Below are 20,837 nucleotides of genomic sequence, written 5' to 3'. Positions count from 1 at the left end.
ACGAAAGCAGGTATACCTGAAAGCGTGCGTATTGCCTGAAAACACAACCCGCTACGGGGGAGACTTACCCGAAATCTGATTTATTCAACAAAGCCATCATGAACACCTGGGGCTACCATAAATCGAATGCCAGCATTGGTGATGCACCGCTGATATTTGGCAGCACAGTGCTGGGAACCACGATAAAAGGTATGGCGGTGAATACGGCCATTGGCGTGGGTGTTAATACTGGGGTACAGCTTGCTGGAAAAGACCCATTCAGTTATGTGGATATGATTATGGCGGGAGTCACAGCGGCAGCAACGACAGGAAAAGGGATCATAGCTTCAGCTCCAATAAATGTGGGAGGTGCTGCGATTGGAAGCAGTATTAAAGGAGATAATCCGGTTAACTCTATGGCAGGTGCGGCTGCGGGTACTGTCGTTGGTGGCGTAGGCGGTGAAATAATAAAAGGGGTCGGCTCAAAGCTTGGAAAAGATGCAGTATCTGATTTAACAGGTGCAGTTCTTGGAGGCTACATCGGTGAGAAAACAGGGAATGCTGTAAAAGATGAACTTGATAAGAAGGATAAAACCGATGCTAAAAAATAATCTTTCTAGTTTGATCAAACTCATATTGAGTTGCCTGATTTTATTTCTTATTGGTGATGTTGTAGCTGAACTACTTGCATCAGTGATTATTTATTTTAAAAAAGGTTTTTTCCCGTTCAGTTGGAGGGATGTTTTTGACTCTTTCTTCAGATCCGGGTATGTCGGCGGCCTCATTTTGGGTGTTGGGATCTGGATAAAAATCTGGTTAAAGGAGAGAAAAAGCCAGACAACTCCGTCTGAATGAATGCTCGATTCCAACCCCAGCGGCTAAGTTTGTTGTTGAGAATAACTATCTGAGCCAGAAACAGCAGGCTCAGAAGGATAAAGATATTGCTGAATGCCAGACAGTAGCCTGCAAAGCGGGAGCGCAGGCGAAATGGACGGCGATTGACATGGGTCAGGATGGCAGCTTTGCGGCGGGTATGGTGGCCGGGGTTCCGGCAGGTCTGTATGACGCTGTGAACAGTATCGTGAAAACAGCCAGCAGTCCGTCGGTGGAAATTTACGAAGCACTGAAGACGCTGTTTAACAGCGGCGATGTGCTGGGTAACGTGTCGGATGCGGTGAAGCAGTCCTACATTGACCGTATCGACCGGATGGAAGCGCAGTATCAGAAGGCCGGAGCCAGCGGCTCGTTAATGAAAAATCTGGACATGATTGTTATTCCGCTGACAACAACGAAGCGCAGAATCGATGTTCACTGAGCTAATCACTAAAGTTAAAAAGCAGGCAAATACGATGAATAAAATAACCGTAATTCAGGGTGATATCACTAAAATCGCGGCAGAAGCGATTGTCAATGCCGCCAATTCTTCGTTACTGGGTGGCGGCGGCGTTGATGGCGCAATCCACCGCGCAGGCGGGCCGGCGATTCTGGCTGAGTGTCAGGCAATCCGCAATCGTCAGGGTGGCTGCAAAGTCGGTGATGCCGTTATTACCGGCGCAGGCAATCTGCCCGCTGATTACGTCATCCATACCGTTGGCCCGCGCTGGAGTGATGGAAGACATGACGAAGATGCGCTGTTAAGAAGGACCTACCTGAGTTGTTTTAAACTCGTCGACCAGCATGACATCAAAACGGTTTCGTTTCCCAACATCAGCACAGGAATTTATGGTTTCCCTAAAGAACGTGCCGCGGCGATTGCCTTAGAAGTAATCAAACATTGCATCGCTGAGAACAGCAAAATCGGCAAGGTTAACTTAGTCTGCTTTGATGCGGAAAATTATGATCTGTATCTTAAACTACTGGCCTGAGGATTGGTGCGGGCAGGTCAGAGGATGCGTTTATTAGCCAGGACAAACGTCCTGAAGGTCAGCCGCACTGGCATCCCGCTGAAGAGCAGTGTCTTCGTTGTTGAGAAGGCTCTTCGAGACAGGCCGGCCTGTCGAATGCTGTCTGAATCTTAATCGCCAGGGCAGCTGAAAGGCGCCAGAGTGACAGACAGGGTAAAGGAAATCACCCGTCACGCTTAAGACTGCTCCCTATGCTGAGGACTATTACTGGCTGCGCGTGGATCCTGGTGTGACGGATCTGCCGGAAAAGAGTTTGGCTAAAGCCCGGACATCTCAAAACAGCCTTAATCACCTCCCGCAACACCAAATCCTCCAAAGCTGAGTAATGCAGTCTCACGCCTGCTAAAGAAGGCTGATCACTGAAGAACGTTTATCTTATTAAGTGATTAATCTAACATGACCTTAGCTAACCTGATGATGTGAGGCTGAGTGTTGCGTTGACAGAGAAAAAGAAAAGTACCATCAAAGAGGTGGCGGCCTTAGCAGAGGTCTCTATCGGTGTGGTTTCTCGGGTATTGAACCCCGGTTCAGGTTCAGTATCTGAACGCACCCGTCAGCGTATTCTGGAGGCAATGCAAACGCTGAATTACACTCCTCAAAGTGCCGCTCGTGAGCTTAAAACCAGTCTGAATAACACTATCGGCCTGGTTGTAGCAGACATCGCAAACGATTTTTTTTCTGAGATCTCCGATCTCATTGTCCGCCGCGCCAGAGAAATGGCGATGAATGTCATTTTGGTGACTACCCAGGAAGACCCGCTACTGGAGCGGGAAAGCTTGAGTATGTTAATGCAAAAGCGGGTTAAAGCCATTATAGCAACGCCCACCAGCGCAAATAGCGATATGTGGCAATCCATTAGCGAAATGGGCATCGCTATTGTTTTCATCGATCGCTACCTTAGCGAGGTGACACATGCCAGCGTCATCGGCTTCAACAATGAAGCTTCCGCTTGTGAGGCAACCCGCTATCTTGCTCAGCAAGGCCATCGCCGTATTGGCTGGATAAGCGGGCCGCTGAACACCTCGACCTCTTTGCAAAGGCTGAAGGGTTATAAACAAGGATTGAAAGAGTATGGAATTGACTGGGAAAAACAGTATGCGGTAGTGAAGAACTTTCGTGATCCGCTAGCCAGTCAGGCGCTTGATGAGTTGTTATCGCTTGAGGAACCACCGACTGCAGTCATTATTGGAAATACGTCGATTGCACCGATGATTATGTCGCGCATCCGGCAGTTGAAGCTCTCTGTTCCTGAAGACCTCTCGCTGATTGTTTACCATGACAGCCACTGGAGCCGTCTCCTGAGCCCGTCAATAAGCGTTATCAAACATCCTCTTGAAGCGTTGGCCGATAAGGCACTATTAAGTCTCTCCGTTGAGAAGCAGACGACCTGTGAACTAAACAGCACGTTAATCAAACGTGAGAGCGTGGCCCGGGTTAAATAGTCATGCCGTTTAAACGCTGAATTTGCCTGATAATGGCGCAGTGATCTAAGTCGCCATCGCCAGCTTCAATCATCTGGCTGAAAAGCTGGTTCACCGTCTCAGTCAGCGGCAATGTCAGACCAAATTGCTCAGCCAGCGCCACACTACTGCGCGTATCTTTAAGCTGCCACTTTGCCGCACCGCGGGCCTTAAAGTCCTGGTTTACCATACGTTCCCCTTGCTGTTGCAGCAGGGTTGAGTCAGCAAAACCACCCAGCAATGCTTCCCGCACTTTTACCGGATCGGCTCCGCCGCGCTGGGCAAGGGTAAAGGCTTCCGACAACAAGCTTAGCGTGCCTGCGACAATAATCTGATTGGCGAGTTTTGTCAGCTGACCCGCGCCCACCTCACCGACCCGCGTGACTTTTCCCAGTTGAGACAGCAGAGGGCGTAACCGGTCAATAGTTTCTGCCTTACCACCGGCCATCAATGACAATGTGCCGTTTTCAGCCCCCGAAGTGCCACCTGAGACAGGCATATCGATATAGTCCGCCTGTGCTGCGTTCGCCTTGTGTTGCTGCTCAATCACAATCTGTGGCGACAGGGTGCTCATCATAATAATGACTGCTTTTTTCTCGATGTGCTTCAGCGCATCATCAGTAAAAAGAACATCGTTACAGGCTTGAGCATCGCTCAATAAACAGATGATGACATTACTGCCTGCTATTAACCGGGCGGGCGTGTCTACCGCCGTAACGCCATACTTTTCCAGCGCATACGCTTTATCTTTAGAACGATTCCACACCGCAACGGAGTAACCGGCAGCAGCTAAGCGCCGTGCCACCGGCTGTCCCATTAATCCGGTGCCAGCCAACCCAATACGTATTTCTGAAGTCATGTTGTTCCTCCTGACATTACCCGCTACTGCAACGTCAATAGCGGGTAATATCACTGTTTATAATCCTGCCAGACTGACCATCTGCTTGCGCAACTCGACGATATCCAGATTGTTATCAAACTGAACATCTGAAAAACGCACCGCTTTGTCTTTGGCGACATCTTTCACCAGACGAACGTGATGCGCTAATCCCATAGGTAACAGATCCTGCGCCACGCTGATGTTAGCAGGCAGAGCATTGGCCCAGACGGTAAACCCACCTTCGCCATCCAACATTTCGCCCGCTTTGAGGTCTCGTTTAGCCATTGCGACAGCATCACCCCGGAAGCTTAAAGCCGAACCGGTGGCTTCATTACGCAGCACCGCAGAGAGAATACTGATGCTGGTTTCAAGACCAATGAGATGGAAAGGGCGCCACATAGAGGCATACCAGCCACTGGGATCGGTCAACAGTCCGTACTGTTTAAAACAGGCGCGGCTGTATTCATCCCGGGCTTTAAAGGTGACAAATACGCCATAGCGAATGTTGTTCAGTACCTCCCTGCCATCTGGCTCCTGGCTGGCAGCAATATCCACCAGACCGCTACGGCTCAGTCGCCCACCGTCAGACTCAGGTGAGAAGACCCGCGCCAGGTCATGCACACCGGCTGGAGGGAAGGCCAGTCCGTTATCAGGACAATCCAGTCCGGTAGCATTGGCCACCGCCGCCATTTCAATTGCCGCTTTGGTGCCGTCGGTGAAGGAATTGTACATCTTTGGATTAAAGTCTCCGGCCGCCACTTCTTCTTCGCTCCAGCCGAAAAATCCCCATACTGTATCCGGAGTAGAATAGCGATAGCGTGGTTCAAAGTTCATGCCTTTGCCAGCCGCAACAATTTCAAATCCACAGGCTTTGGCCCAATCCACCAGCTCACAAATAATGGCGGGTTGATCGCCGTACGCCATGCTGTAAATCACACCATTTTGACGTGCACGCTCAGCGATTAACGGGCCACACAGCACATCGGCCTCAACGTTTACCATCACCACATGCTTGCCATGTTCAACCGCATGGAGTGCATGACGCGTTCCCGCCAGCGGATGTCCAGTGGCTTCAACAATGCAATCGATCTGCTCGCAGCGGAACAGTTTTTCCGCATCCTCAACCACACAGGTTGAACCTTCGCGTAACGCAGCCTCGATAGTTTGTGCCTGATACTGAGATTCAGGCCAGCCCACGCGCGCCAGAGCTGCACGGGCTTTACTCACGTCAAGATCGGCAATGGCGACCACCTGTAAACCGTCCAGATGGCGCAGTTGGGCAAGAACCATCGACCCAAATTTACCTGCGCCAATGATGCCAACCCGGATCGGTTGTGCTGCACCTGATTTCACGGCACAGGCACGCTCAGCTAACAGTGCTGCTAAGTTCATTTTCTACTCCTTGACAGGGTTTGATGCGTGGGATTTAACGCCAGCCAGCGACCTGACGGCGACTTTTACTCAGGAGATAAATCAGTAGCGGCGAGAACAGCACCAGAATCGATAACAGATAGAGGCCGTTTTGTGATTTACCGGTAAGAGAAATAGTGAGACCCACCAGGAAAGGGCCAAAGAAACCGCCAACATTCCCGATAGAGTTGATGAGCGCCAGGCCACCCGCAGAACCCTGGCTGGTAAGGAAGGAGGCGGGCAGAGTATAAAACGTCGGTACACATGCCAGCATACCAACAGTCGAAAGCGTCAATCCCAGCATGGATATGACGGGAGAATCACTGATAGCTGCGACCACGAAACCGACAGAAAACAGTAGCGAAGGCAGAATGAAATGCCAGGTGCGCTCGTTGGTTTTGTCAGAATGATTTGACCACCAGCACATCACCACGGCACCCACGATATAGGGAATAGTGCCAAGCAGTCCTACCACCGTGTCTGAATAGTCGAAGCGTTTAATAAACTGCGGCATCCAGAAACCGAGACCGGTTAAGCCAATGACCGTAAAGAAGTAAGCCAGGCCTAAGATCCATACCCGCCGGTCTTTGAACATCGCTTTCAAACCAGAGTGGCCCACCGCTAATGTTGCCTGCTGCTCTTTTTCCATCAGCTCCTGATAGGCCTGACGTTCCTCAGGCTTAAGCCAGGAAGCTTTAGCCGGTTTATCCGTGAGGTAAAGAAAAACGATGACTGACAAAATTACCGGCGGACATCCTTCAATTAAAAACAGCCACTGCCAGCTTTCCAGCCCACCCACATCATGGAAATTGTCGAGAATATATCCTGATAAAGGATTGGCAATAATAGCGGCCAGCGGTACACCTAAATAGTAAATTGAGAAAACCCTGGCCAGCTCTTTTTTGGGAAACCATGTGGTGAGATAAAAAACAATACCAGGCGCCAGACCTGCTTCGGCTACACCTAATAAGAATCGCAGGATACTGAGACTCACCACACCTTGTGCGAACGCCATCGCCATCGAAATAACACCCCAGGTGATCATGATCCTGGCTAACCAGAAGCGTGCACCATAACGTTCCAGCAGAACATTGCTGGGAATTTCAAACAGGATGTAGCCAAAAGAGAAAATGCCGACAGCGAAGCCAAAATGCTCAGGCGTTAACCCTAAAGACTGGTTCATGGTTAATGCCGCCATGCCGATATTAGAACGATCAATAAACGCCAGCAGATACATCATCAGGATCAGCGGCATTAAGCGCATCCGGGCTTTTTTGATCGCGCCACTGGCCAGTGATGATATTTCTGGCTGAGGATGATCCGGCATCACATCAATGCCGACCAGTGAATTATCGTACTCTTCTACGTGTTTCATGATGTATCCCAGTAGAGTTATAACCCCCGGAAATATCACGGAAAATGCATATATACCGCGACGCCTGAGTCGAAAAGTAAAACGTTTTACTTTCTGCAAGTTTTACGACAGAGCGGTCAACAGTCAAGAGATGGAAGCGTGAAGTTAAAAAATTGTGACTGAGTTAACGCATAGCACTCGCCACGGGTAAAGCGCCTGTCACGAGATCTAAAATGACTCCACTGGGGTTTCGACAGCGGCAATTATTACGTTGAGTTTTGGCTGCTCTGACGCATTGGCTTTGTAAAGGGCGGCAATCGCTCGCCGCCGGTATCCTGACGAGTGAAGGGAGGGGTGTACCCGCGATATCACCTGTGATGAAGACAGATATCCGTATAGCTAACTTCACTGTTATTTAACATAATCTATATTTTGCGCATTTAAATCTCTGGCATATTTCATTCTTCTTTCCAGACAGCAACACCCGTTCAACCAGCCCTCAGCAGCAGTTGCCGCCAGACAAAACATGCCATCACTCCGACGTCACCACTCATCCGCGGCTCTCGAAAGCTACGGCCACGCATACTAAAAAGCCTCCTCTGTTTAAAACTCTGTGCCGCACAGCCATCATTCATATTTTTTGATAAAGCAAAGCAATAAACACGGATTTTCATTGTCAGGCCTGTTCTCTATTATTCATTCCATCGAGGCACAACGCCTCACAATCTAAAAATCAACTTCAGGAACTGACCATGAAAAACTTCAAAAAATTCGTTGTTGTCGCTGTACTGGCCTTCATCTCATCAGCAAGTTTTGCGCAGACCGTAACCGCGACAGCCTCCACGCTGGATGGTGCGGAAGCACAAATTGCGGCCCGGGCAAAAATGGCCGGTGCGGATTACAGCATTACTGAGGCGTACAGTGGGAATCAGGTTCATATGACCGCGCGACTGATTAAATAATCATGGTCGCAAAAGGATTTGCCAGAAAGGGCTGCCGTCAGGCGGCCTTTTCTGGTTTTGCGGGTTGCTGAAGTGGTATAGAAATTCCACGGCGGATAGGCCTCAGCCAGAGTCTGGCTGCCCGTCACTGTGCCGTTTAAAGGGCTGCCGCAGCGACTGTTTTGTACAGAATCACGTCAGACCTGCGCGTAAAGAGATCCGCGTTTATTTAACTGCAAAATCTCTGAAAGCCACCAGCTGGCGTGACAGGAATTGACGGGTAGATTCATCGGTCAGGATGCCGTCTGTAACCTTATCACTCACTTCACCAATGATAGCCTCCGGCTTGTTGAGGATACGGGCATCGAAGTAGCCGAGGATCTGTCGCAAATGCAGTTGCGCCCTTACCCCACCCAGCTTGCCGGGCGAAGCTGACTGAATCAGTACCGGTTTACCGGCGATCGGCTGAGGTGATACCCGGGACAGCCAGTCGAGGGCATTTTTGAGCACGCCCGGAATCGAATGGTTGTATTCCGGTGTAATGATAATCAGCCCGTCGGCTTTGAAAATCGCCTCAGCCATCGCCAGCACTTCAGTTGGAAATCCTGCTGCTTCGGTGTCCTGGCTGTAATGCGGGAATGAACCTGGCGATCCTAACGGCTCAAAAGTGACGCTTTCAGGTCCCAGTTCCGGTAGCGCGGCTGCAATGGCGGCATTAAATGAACCGGCTCGCAGGCTGCAGGTTAGCGTGACAAACTTCAGGGCAGTATTCATGGTGATCCTCATTATTCAGTAAACAACGGCACAATCAGAACTGATAAACCAGACCGACGGCCAGAATATCATCGGTGGATACGCCGGCCTGTTGAGAAAATTCGCTGTTATCAATCAGGTTGAGTTTGTAATCGACGTACGCCAGCATATTGCGGTTAAACAGGTAGGAGCAGCCAAAGTCGATGAACTTCACCAGATCCTGACTACCGTAGACGCGGCCATTACCTGCCGCGCCAAGGTCTTTTGCCCGGGACTGGCTATAGGCGATAAAAGGAACCCAGCCGGTATCAAAGGTATATTGCGCAAACAGTTCGATGATATCTGACCGGTTAGCGTAGCCATAAATCCCGGTTGCACTGCTGCTGCCAAACCGCGAGGCATTGAATGCCTGCGTATACATCACCGCCAGATAGAGGTTGTGGGCGTCATATTTAAGCGACGCAGAGTAAGCTTCCGCTTTGTCGCCCTCCCCCATAATTCCGGCGTCACTGTTCTGGGCAGCGGTACGACCAGAACGGGTTAACGCTCCCACCGCTTTAAAACCTGCGCCAAAGGAATATGAGGCAGAGACGCCGTATCCCTCACCATTCTGACGCAACACATCCCGTGTACCCGGTTCACCAGTGCCGCTATTTTTCCCCTGATACTGCAGGGCAAAATCCAGACCGTTCACCAGGCCAAAGAAATCGGTGTTGCGATAAGTGGCCAGGCTATTTCCTCGCCGAAACATAAACTGATCGGTGTTATAGGTTTGCGCATCAAACTCGGGCTGCATGTCAGTCTGGCTCAGCGCGTCATACAACACGCCGACATTGCGGCCATAATCAAATGACCCGTAGCGACCGACCTTAATACCGGCAAAACCGAGGCGGGTGAACAGACTGTTGCTGTCTCTTTCTGACTGGTTAGTGTTGAACTGACCCTGCCACTGGCCATAGCCAGTGATCTGCTCAGCGATCTGGCTTTGTCCTTTAAAACCTATTCGCATATAAGACTGATCGCCATCCTGGCTTTTGTCATCACTTATATAACGGAGTCCGGAAACCAGACCATACAGGTCAATCTTATTCCCGTGGTTATTATAAATTTCAGCGGCAGACACTGGCAGGGTTAAAAAAAGACAAGACGTCATTAGCGCCAGATAATTCGCTTTCATTTATTCCTCATAGCCTGTTAAGACCGCTTGTCGGCCTCGTCAGACAGGTTCACGACGCCGCTGATTGCTTAATGTCAGGGCAATAATTTCCACAACAGGAGACCAGGGATTATCAGGCGCGAACGGGGAAAAGAGAAATTATACAAAGGGATAGGTATACCAATGGATAATAGCTAAAACGGCACATCTGTTTTTTGCCGTTCGCCCAGACCCTTTTCACTGCAGCAGGATATAAAACGCAGGATGTTCAAATTAACTGATTTACTTCAGCATAATCTCTCTGTTTCAAAGTGGGTCCTGAACGCATAACATTCATCTCGACGACACCGGTTATCGCCGTGCTGAATATCAGCGCAAAGATAAGGTGTTGAGAAAATGAAAGTGAGTTTTACACCCGCGCCATCAACAGGTCCGCAGTGCGGATAAATAATACCGCCGCCGGTCTGCCGGCAATTAAATGAGATAATTACCGTGAATATGCTGAAAACCTGGGTTGTGCTGATCATTGTTGGCCTGTTTTTGCTGATTTTAAAGAAATACGCCAGGCCTGCGGGATGAGGACGATGATAAACCGGCTGACGAAGGTGGGCGAACCCGGCCGTTCAGCCTGCCCGCCCACCCTGCCCGGTTCTGCGCTCAACACAACGGAAGCACACTCAGGCGGTCGTCTCTTTTCCTTCCAGGAGTTTGGGGTCCAATCGTGTAAAAACCACGCTAGTAAGATATCATTCTGTTTTATTTATCAAAAATCAGCATCTGATGGATGGAATGATCCAGATTTTCCCGAAATCTTTGTGTATACTTTGCTCCAGAGAAGTATCTACATTTTAAGGATGGAAGGTGAGATGCTATGAAAGTGAGTGAAGCAGCATTACTGAAGTCTGGTTTTAGCCATGCTGATCTACAAAAAATCAAAAACAATGTAGATAGTTATGGAGGGAGTTTGGGTGAATCCATTCATGATCTTGCTAATCGTTTTAGAATTGTGTTGTGGGTTTTTTTCGGCTGTATGGTTGTATTTATCTGGGTAATTCTTTCAAGTAACCAAGTTTACATTATTTCTACGGGTATAGGCTTGTTAATTACAATGCTCATCGTAATATTCGTGCAACCGCCAGTTCTGTCTTACAAGTCCTGGCGATACTGTAGAATGTACCGGACTAACGATGATCTTGGTCAGTAGATAATAAATCAAAGATTACTTTAGCTTTAACGCCATAGCCCACTATTTTCATAGTTAGTTTTGGCCTGTTCATAGTATCTACTTTTCGATAACAATCGCGAGGAAGCCAACGGAATAACCGCCATGCACCGGGCTTTCTTGCTAATCCGAAAATACTGTAAACACTAGCGCTGAGCGTAACTGCATTATAAAAAGCCAGCCCAGACTCAGCCTTAAATCCCATGAACTGCGCTATATCTATGACTTTATCGGCTATTACGCCCTCAGAATGAACCTGACTGCCGGAATTAAAATTTATTATTTCTTTAGTTATTCCGTTTGCACCGTCTGCTACAAGAATAGCTCCTGCAAGCACGCCTAACGGGGTCATTGTAGACATCATTAGTACGCCGCCAGCAACGGCAAAGCCCGATATGACTACATGAACAGCAGAAATCACATACCCTACAATTTTATTATTTCCCGAACAAACTCCACTTTAGCGTAAAGTTTTGCTGTCTTCATACGCAACATCCGGCCCTGTTCTTCGAGGTTTTCAGTCTCTACTCTCAGGTTTTTGATGCATGCTATGCACTCTTCATCCGATTTCGCGCGCCGGGCCGCGGCAAATTGCTGCTCTATAACCTGTTTTATTTCCTGAACAAAATTAATACGGGTCAGACCATCCTGAAGGTGAAAGGCGGAAAGTCTGTTGGCAATATTAATCAGTTTTCTTGCTTCAAGATTAACCATTGTTTCAGCCCAGGCTTTATTTCTTCCGCCAGAGCGCATCATATCAAGCAATGCCGCATCCATTTTTGTTCTCCCTGTATATCACATCGCCGATGATACCCCTTTATTTTCAGCTGTAAACAACCGTCGTTTCAGCCGGAAATATGTCGGTCTCGATATGCCTGTTTTTTCCGATACCGCCTTAAACGAAACGCCCTGCCGAATCAGAGTCAGAGCCGAAGCTGTCGCCGGATGGGGCTTCCTGCCGAACCGAACACCTGAGGCCATTGCAGCAACCCGTCCGTCATTGGTTCGCTCCAATCGGGACTGCTCCGTTCTCTGCTCAGGAGTACCCGCCCATCGGGGCTGGCGCAGGCGATCATGGAGGTAGGGAGGGTCAATAACACGTTGTACCTTCTTAATTATATTGATGATGAGGATTATCGTCGCCGTATCCTGACCCAGTTAAACAGGGGAGAAGGACGTCATGCCGTAGCCAGGGCCATCTGTTATGGCCAGCGTGGTGAAATCAGAAAACGTTATCGTGAGGGACAGGAAGATCAGCTTGGTGCCTTGGGCCTGGTCACGAATGCGGTAGTACTGTGGAACACGCTTTATATGCAGGAAGTACTTTCACATCTGCGTGCGACAGGAGAAACGCCGCATGACGAGCATATTGCCCGGATTTCGCCACTGATGCACGGTCATATCAATATGCTGGGACATTATACGTTTGCTCTACCGGAGGATATTATGAAGGGAGAACTGAGGCCATTAAATTTCAATGTAAACAGAGAATTATCTTCTTAACGTGTTTTTTTACATCATTGACCGTCAACCCCCTTCTAATGGCAATGTGAACCAGAACAGGCTGCCGCCCTGCGGACGGTTTTCTGCGCGTAGCTCACCGCCGTGACGTTTAATAATCTCATTGCTGATGGTCAGCCCCATGCCCATCCCTTCCGCTTTGGTGGTGTAAAACGAGTCGAATATTTTTCCGATCACCGTATCAGACAGACCCGCGCCGTTATCAGCAACCTCGATGCGAATCACCTTAGCGGAAGGATGTGAAGAGGCGATGCGTAAATGACGCGCACCGATGTTATCGGCCATCGCTTCAATTGCATTGATCACCAGGTTGAGCAGCACCTGTTGTATCTGAACGCTTTCACAGAAAACATTGTCGTTATCTGCCACCAGATCCAGCTCCAGTGAGACAAACCGACGTTCCAGCTCCAGACGCGACAGAACGATAATATCGCGGGTAATCAGGTGCATTTTTGCCGGCGCAAATTCGGCAACCTGATTCCGCGTCAGCGCCTGCAGTCCGCGAATAATATCGCCAGCCCGCCGGCCTTCCCGGATGATCTCATCAAGACTGTGACTGGCATTTTCCAGATTCGCCGGATCACGTTTAAGCCAGCGCTGGCTGGCACCGGCATTGGCCACGATTGACATCAGTGGCTGATTAATCTCATGGGCAATGGAAGAGGTAAGCTGGCCAACGGTGGTTGCCCGCGCGACGCGAGCCAGTTCCGCCTGAGCGATGCGCACCGCATCTTCCGACTGGCGCTGAGCCGTGATATCGGTGAGCGTGCCAAAATATTCGGCCACTTCTGGCCAGTTTTCATTGGGCTCGCCGATGCCTTTGATGTAGCGGCATTCACCGTCATCGCGAATGATACGAAACTCAGCCTGCATCACCGTCCCTTTTCGCACACTGGTCTCGATCAACTCCCTCAGGCAGAGTATGTCATCCGGATGAACGCGACGCTGAAACTCCACCATTGAGGTGCTTGCCTGCTCCTGTGGCAGTCCCATAATGCGTTTATATTCATCGGAGATGTACTGAATATCCGGTTCAAGATGCCAGTGCCAGGTGCCGGTATGACTGATTTTTTCGCCGAGCATTAAAGAGGTCTGGCTGGCACGCAGCTGCTTCTCAATTTTGCGGCGTTGAATATTCTCATCAACCAGCTCGGCGTACAGGCGAGCTGTCTCAAGTGATACCGCAGCCTGCGCTCCCAGCATTGAAACGATCCGCGAGTGATCGGCGGTAAATACGTCTGGCATCAGGCGGTTTTCCAGATAAAGCACACCTACCATCTGCGCCTGTCTGAACATCGGGACACACATTACCGCCGCGCCGGAGGCAACCAGATAGTTATCCTGACTGAAGGGGCTGAATACCTCTGGCTTACCGGTACGGATCTCCTGCCCGGTACGGATCACCGCAGACAGCACTGACAGCGGCAGATCGGTGGCGACCGGCAACTCACGTACGATTTTGACCTTAACGCCGTCGACGGTGGTCGAAGCCCTTGCCTGGATTTCCGGGATATTGCCGTCGACCAGTCGAATCAGCATGCAGTGCTGGGCACCGGCACGCTCCACCAGCATCATCATCAGCACATGAATAAGCCGGTCCAGATTAATCTCTTCGGTGAGCGCTCGCATCACCGTCACCATACTTTGTAAATCGCCGATCACCGCACTTTGCTCAAACGGAACGGTACTCAGCGCGGTCTGCGTTGCCTGGCTGGCCAGCGCCGGATGCTGCATCTCCAGCTGGCGAACCTTAGCCCCGGCTCCCCAGCGATCCCAGGCGGCGATGGCCCCTTTAATGTAGGCATCGCCAGCAAACGTCATATTACTGGCATAGGCCATCCGTGCAGCCAGTTCGCAGGTCAGCCCGTTAATATGATGAAACTGCCCTTCGCGTGACAACACGATCGCCTTTTCAAATTGCTCAAACGCCGGTGCGGTTTTCCCTTCCAGACGCAGCCACTCGGCGCGCAGCAGCGCCTCTTTATCGGCGAACGTTTTGCTGTTTTCGTTTGACCAGGTCACGATCCTGTCGAGGTGCTGCTTCAGCTGCAGTCGTAACTTATCCGTCATCGCTCCGGTTTTAAGCGGCACGGTCAGCGAAAGCGCGCTGTAGAGATGATAATCGAGCATATGCACATGCCCCGGTATACGTGCGGTGAACGGTTCGGCCTGCTTAAACCATGCCTCTGCCGCCGCATACTCACTGGCAAAGAAGTGGGCCATCGCTTTATAAAGCCGGGACCAGAACTGCATCAGGTAGATAGGTTCAACCGCATGTTCAGGTTTAACCACCGCCAGCACCGGCGGCTGAAAATCATCACCGGTGAAGATAGTGCTGCGCGGCTTGCGCAGGAAAAGGACGTAGTCCAGCTGCATCCCGAGGATCACTTCCACGTCGCGGTATTGTGCTTTTCTGACAAACTGCATGCCTCGCGCAATCGAGGTGTGTACGCCATCAAGATGATCGCCGCGCGCCAGATAATTCATGACGATGTGCCGCAGTGCCAGACACGCCGACGTCCGGTCGCCGGTTTCAACCCCCACGTCAAAGGTGGCCTTCGCCCGCTCGATGGCATAGGTTAGCGGCATCGTCCAGATACTGACCTGATCGAGCGGGAGCAGCGTCCGGGCTTTAAAGCTGACAAAGTCATGCTTATAGACCAGCTCGCGCGCCAGCAGCGTGCTGGCAAAGCCGCGGCTGTACTCATCATACTGGTCGCCGCACACCACGCCATACCACGAGAGCGCCAGCGTCGAGGCGCCACTTAGCCCACGCTCCATTGTCAGGTGCAGCAGCTGGCACAGGATCATAAAGTGCAGTCGCGGATTGATGAAGGCGGCAAATGTACTGGCGCTGGCCAGCAGATTCATCACCGCTTCGGTATTTTTACAGTCGACCCGGGCCAGCGAACGGAAGCGGGCATAGGGATTTTTCCCCACCGCCTCCTTCAGCTTCACTCTGGCCGCATCGCACTCCGCCTGGTCCGGATGACGGTTCAGATGAATGCCAAACACCGCCAGCCAGGCGAGCGCGGTCTCCAGCGCCAGCTTACTGTCCGACTGACGCATATGAATTTCAGCAATCAGGCAGGCCGCACCGGCTTTATCGGCGGCGTCGCCGGGTGAAGACTGGACCCGGGAGCTTAAGGTCAGTGCGGCGGGCAGATTGCCATTAAGAAATTCGCATTCCGCCTCTTCCAGCAGAAATTCGCTGCTTCCGGCATCACCGGCACCGTCGTGCAATACCCGGGCGGTCTGCAAATAGCGCAGCGCAGAGAGATAATCGCCGGTGGTTTTTGCCCGCCGGCTGGCGCTGAGCAACAGCTGGCAGAACGGCCCGGTTTCATGTCGGAGGAGCGTAAGCTTTTTAACCGCCAGCAGGTGATGCGCCGCCCGGAACAGCACCGCATTGGTGATATCGTGCTGCGATTGATGCATGTAAAAGCGTGCCGCGGCGCAATGGAAAGCATCTTTATCTGCATCCGGCAGAAGATTAAGCGCCGCCTCATGCACGCTGTCATGCATAAAGGCGTAGCCCTCCTCATTGCGGGTGACCAGCCTGGCCGTCACCGCTGGCAACAGTATCGCCTCTATCTCCGCGCTGGAGACGGCAAGAATCTGGCTCAGGACCTGCAACTCGCCGGCACTGCCCAGCAAGGCCAGCTTACCCAGCATATGCCGGGCCGTCAGCGGTAGCGAGGCGAGGTGCAGCAGCACGCTGGCCGCGACGTTAGCGGTGTAGTGGCTGTTTTTAAGCGCCTCTGCATCGTAGGTCCATCTGAACGGCGCATGGTGGGTAATCAATCCCTGCTGCACCGCCTGGCGGAAAAAGTTATGAGTGGCGAGCGGATTACCGCCGGTTTTTTCGTGGATGACCCGTGCCAGCTCAGCCGTTGCCGAACTGCGGGTATGAAACTGCCCCGCCAGCCAGCCCGCAATACTCTTTTCCGACAGCGGCTCGGGCGTGATCGCCATAATGCGCGGGGTGCTCGCGCAGAGCTGGTTCAGATTACCCGCAATGAGCGGACAGGGTAACGAGGTGATATCCCGGTGCGCGATCACCAGCAGCAGCGGGATCTCTTCACCCTGACTCAGCAGATTTTGCAGCAACAGCAGCGTCGCCTGATCGGCCCAGTGGCCATCATCAATAAGAATAACCAGCGGCCGCCCCTGGGCCGTAAACGCTTTAACCAGGCTACAGGCAACCAGATTAAAGCGATTTTTCGCATCAAGCGTATGCGAGTGCGGCAGAACCGCCGCTTTCTGATTAAGCAATATTCCCAGTTCTGGCACCAGGTTTACCGCCAGTCCGGCATAGGCACCGAGCAACCGTGAAATATGTGCTTTCCACTGGGCCATTTCTTCAGCGGGCAGACCCAGCACGTGCAGGGTCAGCGTCCTGAAGGCTGCAGTAAAAACCGTATAGGGTAACACCGGCGCATGCTGATCGACTTTCACCAGGGTGAGCAAGGTTTTCCGGGTGCGCAGCAGTTTGAGCGCGGAGGCAATCAGGGAGGATTTCCCGGCACCGGCAGCACCACTGATGGTCACCAGGCTGTGTTTGCCGCTGTTGCTGACCTCATCCAACGCCGCCAGGATGCTGCTGGCCTGCGGATGATCGCTACACAGCGAATCAGCAGACAGACTGGCGGCAGGTGAATCCTGCAGTCCCAGCGTAAACGGCTCAATCATGCCATCCGGCTGCAGCGTGGCCGCACAGCGACGAAGATCGGCCAGCAGCCCATCGGCGGTCTGATAACGGTACTCCGGCGATTTGGCCAGCAGTCGCAGGATGATGGAGGAGAGGATCACCGGCACGTCAGGACGCAGCAGATGAGGCGGCAATGCTTCCGAGGCGATGTGATGGTGCACCCACTCCGCGTGGCCGCCCTCAATGCTGCCATAAGGCAGTCTGCCGGTCAGCAGCTCATAAAGCACAATGCCGAGACTGTACAAATCACTGACGTGACTCACCTGATGAGCTGAACGGGAGGTATGTTCTGGCGACATATAGGCAAGCGTACCGCCCGTTACAGGCAGGCGCTGCTGCTCCGGCAGCGGATTATGCAGCGAGGAGAGCCCAAAGCCCCCGAGATAAACGCCATCCTCATCGCTCAGAAAGAAGTTTGCCGGTTTGATATCACCGTGCACCAGTCCCTGTTGATGTAGCTGGCTCAGCGTACTGCACAGCATCGCGGCAGATTTGAGAAACTCAGAGAGGGGGCCAGGCGGCATGCACAGCACATCCGTCAGGGTGCGATAATCAAAGGCGGGATAAACCAGCGCATAACGTCCCTGGTAATGGGTGTGCCATTGCGGTTTCAGCGCCCAGCTTTCCGCTAACCGGTCACGAAGGGCATATTCATTTTTCAGCAGCTGCGTGACATGAAAGACCGACGCTTCATTGCCTGCGGTCGCCAGCACAAAGGTGTCACCGGAGGTGGTGTGCCGGCACAGCAGCCAGTCGATATTGCCCTCCTGCGCCAGCGGGCTGAAGAGAATATCCTCTGATAGTGCGATTTCATCGTTTTCTGCTGAATGTAACGCCTGCGGATTAGTACTCATTGGCGGGCAGCCCTTGAGGAGAATTCCTGTCGGATATGTTCAAACAACGTATCAATTTCGATCGGCTTTGGCAAAAAGGCAATCGCCCCCAGGTTGATGGCATACCGCAACATGGTGTCGTCACCGTTGCCGGAAATGATAATCCCCGGCGGATTTTCAATGCGCTGGGTCAGGTTGATAAACAGCTCAAACCCATTCATCCCCTTCAGTTGCACATCAATGATAAAAAGCGCGGCATTCGCTATCGCGGCTTCATCACCAAGCAGAGATTCTGCCGACTCGAAGGCATTGGTCAGATAGCCCTCAGACTGGAGCAGGTTGGTCAGACCACTACGAACAGAACGTTCATCATCGATGACGACAATACGCTGCGACAGCTGCATGCTGTTTTCCTTAAATAAAGCTCAGGCCTGTGTCAGGCACGTCCGTAGCAGGATTTGTCACCTGAGAACGGTGGAGAGTTGCCGATGTCAGCGGAAGAGCCGTGACGAAACGGCTGGCGGTTCATTCCGCTTGCCGTCCGCCTTTGCTGGGCAGCAGAGCCGGTCACGAGCGCGGATTGGTCAGCTGAATCAAACCGATCCGCCCTGAGGCCAGCCGCTTTCGCGTTGCGCAACGGTCTGGCGCCATTGTAAGAACCTTTTTTTCTTCGGACTATTATCTTTAGGTATAACTATACTGACCCGGACTGTCTGTCTGGCTGACGCCGGGTTACCGGAAAATCGCATGCATCAATTTTTTTGATTTACTTCAGCATATTTTCGGGATTTTCATCGCCGCCTTTCCTGCGTAACCTTCACTCCATCGAGGCAGTCCGCCTCACAAACACAGATTAACGCCGGGAAAATCGCCATGAAAAACGTCAAAAAATTCGCTGCAATCGTTGTTCTGTCACTGATTTCAACCACCAGCTTCGCGCAGACGGTGACAGCCACTGCCTCCACGCTCGACGCAGCCGAAGCGCAGATCGCCGCCAGAGCGAAAATGGCGGGTGCCAGCTACAGCATTACGGAAGCCTACAGCGGCAATCAGGTGCACATGACTGCCCGCCTGACTAAATAATCCCTGCTTCTGCACCAGGGCTGCCCGCGGGCAGCCCTTTGCTGTTCAGCTTTTTGTTGTGATTACTGACTCAGTGTCAGTGATAGCGGGCATCAGACGCTGGCCAATGACGCTTTCAATGACCATGGCTGCCTGCAAAATAGCTGCATCCTGGCCCGGCGCGGCGTATACCGTAACGCCGAACGGCAAGCCTGCCGAATCTGCGCCTGCGGGTATCGCCACCACCGGCGCGCCCGCTTTTCCGGTGCATTTTGCCGCTGCCGACATCGGCGACAGCAGCACATCTGCCGGTCCGGCGTTCAGCGCAGCCAGAATGCCGGCATTCAGGCTGAGGGCAATGTCCTGCCGCCGATCGTCAATATAGGCTGATGAGCGAAGATCCGGCGCGGCATCCGTCGCTTCAAGCAGAGACTGACCATAGGGAATGCTCTGCGGATGTGCGCTGTTCCACGCGATAATGTCCTGCAGAGAGCGCATGCCGCACGGCTTAAGCGCCGTAAGCAGGCTGTTAAGACCGGCACGAAACTCCGCGCGAAAAACGCATGAGCGCACGCCATTCAGCTGTTCTGCCGAAGGCAGATCGCAGGGATCGACAATCACCGCCCCCGCCTGGGCCAGTGCGTGCAGCAGGCGTTCAAACACTGCCTCGCGGTCGGGCGTCAGCACCGTGTCGGCGATAAAGCGCCGCGGGATGCCGATTCGCAGCCCCTGCAGGCTTTGATTACCCCGGGTTTCAGCCGGAAAAACGGTAAGCGTGGCGGTATCTTTGATATCCGCCCCGCCGATCGCCTGATAAACCAGCTGCGCGTCATCAACGGTCCGGGTAAGCGGACCGGGAGAATCCTGACTGGCAACCAGCGGAATAAAGCCGTGACGACTGACGCGGCCCACCGTGGGTTTAAAGCCGACGACCGCACTGTGAACCGCCGGAGCCTGAATCGAACTTTGTGTTTCCGAGCCAATAGCAAAACCGCAAAAACCGGCTGCCACCGCGGCCGCCGACCCGACGCTGGAACCCATTCCCCGATCGTATCGCCCGCCCAGCGGATGCCGCACCACACCGCCCGCTCCGCTAAACTCAGCGGGCATGGTTTCGGCAACGAAGTCGGCAAATTCGGTCAGGTTAGTTTTACCCAGCAGTACAGCGCCCGCCTCGCGAAGACGCGCCACAACCGTCGCTTCATAAGGCGGGATAAACTCTGCCAGCGCACTGGCACCTGCCGAGGCAAAGCTGCCGTCGAGGGTAAACGCATTATCTTTGATCAGATAAGGCACGCCATGCAGCGGTCCTGCCGCCTGACCGGCAGCCAGCGCGGCATCGGCACGTCGCGCCTCTTCCCGCGCCAGACGGGATACCGTTCTGACGCAGTTAATGCCCTCTTTACCCTGATCTAATCGCTCAATACGATCCAGGTACCATTCGGTAGCTTCAAGCGCGCTGATTTCACCCGCCGCAATCGCCGCACCGATCGCCCGTGCTGAGCCCGAAGCCAGCAATGCTGATCTCTCTTTCATTACAAATTCCGCCCTTTCCGCGCGAACACGAGGTGCGCAGTGCTTTTCCCGCCCTCAGGATGAGGCGGCTGAGATCATCCTGCCACGGGACGGGCCGGCCGGTTTTTACAAATTG

The 20,837-nt window shown here is 52.4% G+C and carries 15 protein-coding genes and 3 pseudogenes; 9 read left to right on the top strand and 9 right to left on the bottom strand.

The genetic code is table 11. The features are described from left to right. Nucleotides 1-98 precede the first annotated feature (98 nt). From ABIB18_RS21835 to ABIB18_RS21815, 5 genes and pseudogenes are all read left to right on the top strand, one after another. Complete coding sequence (locus ABIB18_RS21835; protein WP_354475707.1) at nt 99-590, top strand: adhesin; 492 nt, start codon at nt 99-101, stop codon at nt 588-590. Then, nucleotides 577-834 carry a hypothetical protein gene (locus tag ABIB18_RS21830; RefSeq protein ID WP_354475705.1) on the top strand — a complete coding sequence of 86 codons (258 nt, stop codon included), beginning with the start codon at nt 577-579 and terminating at the stop codon, nt 832-834. Before ABIB18_RS21835 ends, ABIB18_RS21830 begins: the two co-directional genes overlap by 14 nt. 25 nt (nt 835-859) lie before the next feature. Further along, nucleotides 860-1,225: pseudogene (locus tag ABIB18_RS21825) on the top strand (VENN motif pre-toxin domain-containing protein); the annotation flags it as partial. A 103-nt stretch (nt 1,226-1,328) separates the two neighbouring features. Further along, nucleotides 1,329-1,844 carry an O-acetyl-ADP-ribose deacetylase gene (locus tag ABIB18_RS21820; protein WP_354475701.1) on the top strand — a complete coding sequence of 172 codons (516 nt, stop codon included), beginning with the start codon at nt 1,329-1,331 and terminating at the stop codon, nt 1,842-1,844. Nucleotides 1,845-2,320: 476 nt separating this feature from the next. After that, a complete protein-coding gene (locus ABIB18_RS21815; RefSeq protein WP_312759932.1) occupies nt 2,321-3,325 on the top strand; it encodes a LacI family DNA-binding transcriptional regulator in 1,005 nt (334 codons plus the stop codon). Here ABIB18_RS21815 and ABIB18_RS21810 read toward each other — a convergent pair. The 3 genes from ABIB18_RS21810 to ABIB18_RS21800 are packed head-to-tail and all read right to left on the bottom strand — an operon-like array spanning nt 3,318 to nt 7,008. Continuing rightward, on the bottom strand, nt 3,318-4,202 hold the full coding sequence (locus tag ABIB18_RS21810) for an NAD(P)-dependent oxidoreductase (protein ID WP_354475699.1): 885 nt from the start codon (nt 4,200-4,202) through the stop codon (nt 3,318-3,320). The genes ABIB18_RS21815 and ABIB18_RS21810 overlap by 8 nt on opposite strands. A 57-nt stretch (nt 4,203-4,259) precedes the next feature. Next, nucleotides 4,260-5,615, bottom strand: coding sequence for an NAD(P)H-dependent oxidoreductase (locus ABIB18_RS21805; protein WP_354475697.1), 1,356 nt, complete (start codon nt 5,613-5,615; stop codon nt 4,260-4,262). 34 nt (nt 5,616-5,649) lie between these two features. Beyond that, nucleotides 5,650-7,008: an MFS transporter gene (locus ABIB18_RS21800; RefSeq protein ID WP_082097626.1), complete on the bottom strand. Its 1,359-nt coding sequence runs from the start codon at nt 7,006-7,008 to the stop codon at nt 5,650-5,652. A 731-nt stretch (nt 7,009-7,739) separates the two neighbouring features. On the opposite strand from ABIB18_RS21800, the gene ABIB18_RS21795 reads away from it, so the two are divergent. Continuing rightward, nucleotides 7,740-7,949 (top strand): YdgH/BhsA/McbA family protein, encoded by a 210-nt coding sequence (locus ABIB18_RS21795; RefSeq protein ID WP_031377939.1) that lies wholly within the window; start codon nt 7,740-7,742, stop codon nt 7,947-7,949. Between the two features lie 204 nt (nt 7,950-8,153). Here ABIB18_RS21795 and ABIB18_RS21790 read toward each other — a convergent pair whose 3' ends face one another. Further along, nucleotides 8,154-8,702 carry an NADPH-dependent FMN reductase gene (locus ABIB18_RS21790; RefSeq protein WP_354475694.1) on the bottom strand — a complete coding sequence of 183 codons (549 nt, stop codon included), beginning with the start codon at nt 8,700-8,702 and terminating at the stop codon, nt 8,154-8,156. 34 nt (nt 8,703-8,736) lie between these two features. Then, a complete protein-coding gene (locus ABIB18_RS21785) occupies nt 8,737-9,858 on the bottom strand; it encodes a porin (RefSeq protein WP_354475692.1) in 1,122 nt (373 codons plus the stop codon). An 850-nt stretch (nt 9,859-10,708) separates the two neighbouring features. Here ABIB18_RS21785 and ABIB18_RS21780 point away from each other — a divergent pair. Continuing rightward, nucleotides 10,709-11,041 carry a hypothetical protein gene (locus ABIB18_RS21780; RefSeq protein ID WP_094106314.1) on the top strand — a complete coding sequence of 111 codons (333 nt, stop codon included), beginning with the start codon at nt 10,709-10,711 and terminating at the stop codon, nt 11,039-11,041. On the opposite strand, the pseudogene ABIB18_RS21775 reads toward ABIB18_RS21780, so the two are convergent. Continuing rightward, a pseudogene (locus tag ABIB18_RS21775) lies at nt 11,019-11,836 on the bottom strand (DUF4225 domain-containing protein). The gene ABIB18_RS21780 and the pseudogene ABIB18_RS21775 overlap by 23 nt on opposite strands. Nucleotides 11,837-12,073: 237 nt before the next feature. On the opposite strand from ABIB18_RS21775, the pseudogene ABIB18_RS21770 reads away from it, so the two are divergent. After that, nucleotides 12,074-12,562, top strand: a pseudogene (locus tag ABIB18_RS21770) (Tn3 family transposase); the annotation flags it as partial. A 24-nt stretch (nt 12,563-12,586) separates the two neighbouring features. On the opposite strand, the gene ABIB18_RS21765 reads toward ABIB18_RS21770, so the two are convergent. Further along, nucleotides 12,587-18,145 carry an ATP-binding sensor histidine kinase gene (locus ABIB18_RS21765; protein WP_354475690.1) on the bottom strand — a complete coding sequence of 1,853 codons (5,559 nt, stop codon included), beginning with the start codon at nt 18,143-18,145 and terminating at the stop codon, nt 12,587-12,589. Then, on the bottom strand, nt 18,142-18,528 hold the full coding sequence (locus ABIB18_RS21760; RefSeq protein ID WP_354475688.1) for a response regulator: 387 nt from the start codon (nt 18,526-18,528) through the stop codon (nt 18,142-18,144). The genes ABIB18_RS21765 and ABIB18_RS21760 overlap by 4 nt, the downstream gene beginning before the upstream one ends. Before the next feature lie 469 nt (nt 18,529-18,997). Between ABIB18_RS21760 and ABIB18_RS21755 the strand changes: the two genes are divergently transcribed. After that, nucleotides 18,998-19,207 (top strand): YdgH/BhsA/McbA-like domain containing protein, encoded by a 210-nt coding sequence (locus tag ABIB18_RS21755; protein ID WP_316554045.1) that lies wholly within the window; start codon nt 18,998-19,000, stop codon nt 19,205-19,207. A gap of 45 nt (nt 19,208-19,252) precedes the next feature. Here the strand turns inward: ABIB18_RS21755 and ABIB18_RS21750 are convergent, their stop codons facing one another. Continuing rightward, nucleotides 19,253-20,722, bottom strand: coding sequence for an amidase family protein (locus tag ABIB18_RS21750; protein WP_354475685.1), 1,470 nt, complete (start codon nt 20,720-20,722; stop codon nt 19,253-19,255). Between the last annotated feature and the right edge of the window lie 115 nt (nt 20,723-20,837).

Origin of the sequence: Pantoea sp. UYEF8 (genome assembly GCF_040546285.1) — a bacterium.
Classification (GTDB): Bacteria; Pseudomonadota; Gammaproteobacteria; order Enterobacterales; family Enterobacteriaceae; genus Pantoea; species Pantoea brenneri.
This window is presented reverse-complemented; position numbering and strand designations above follow the sequence as displayed.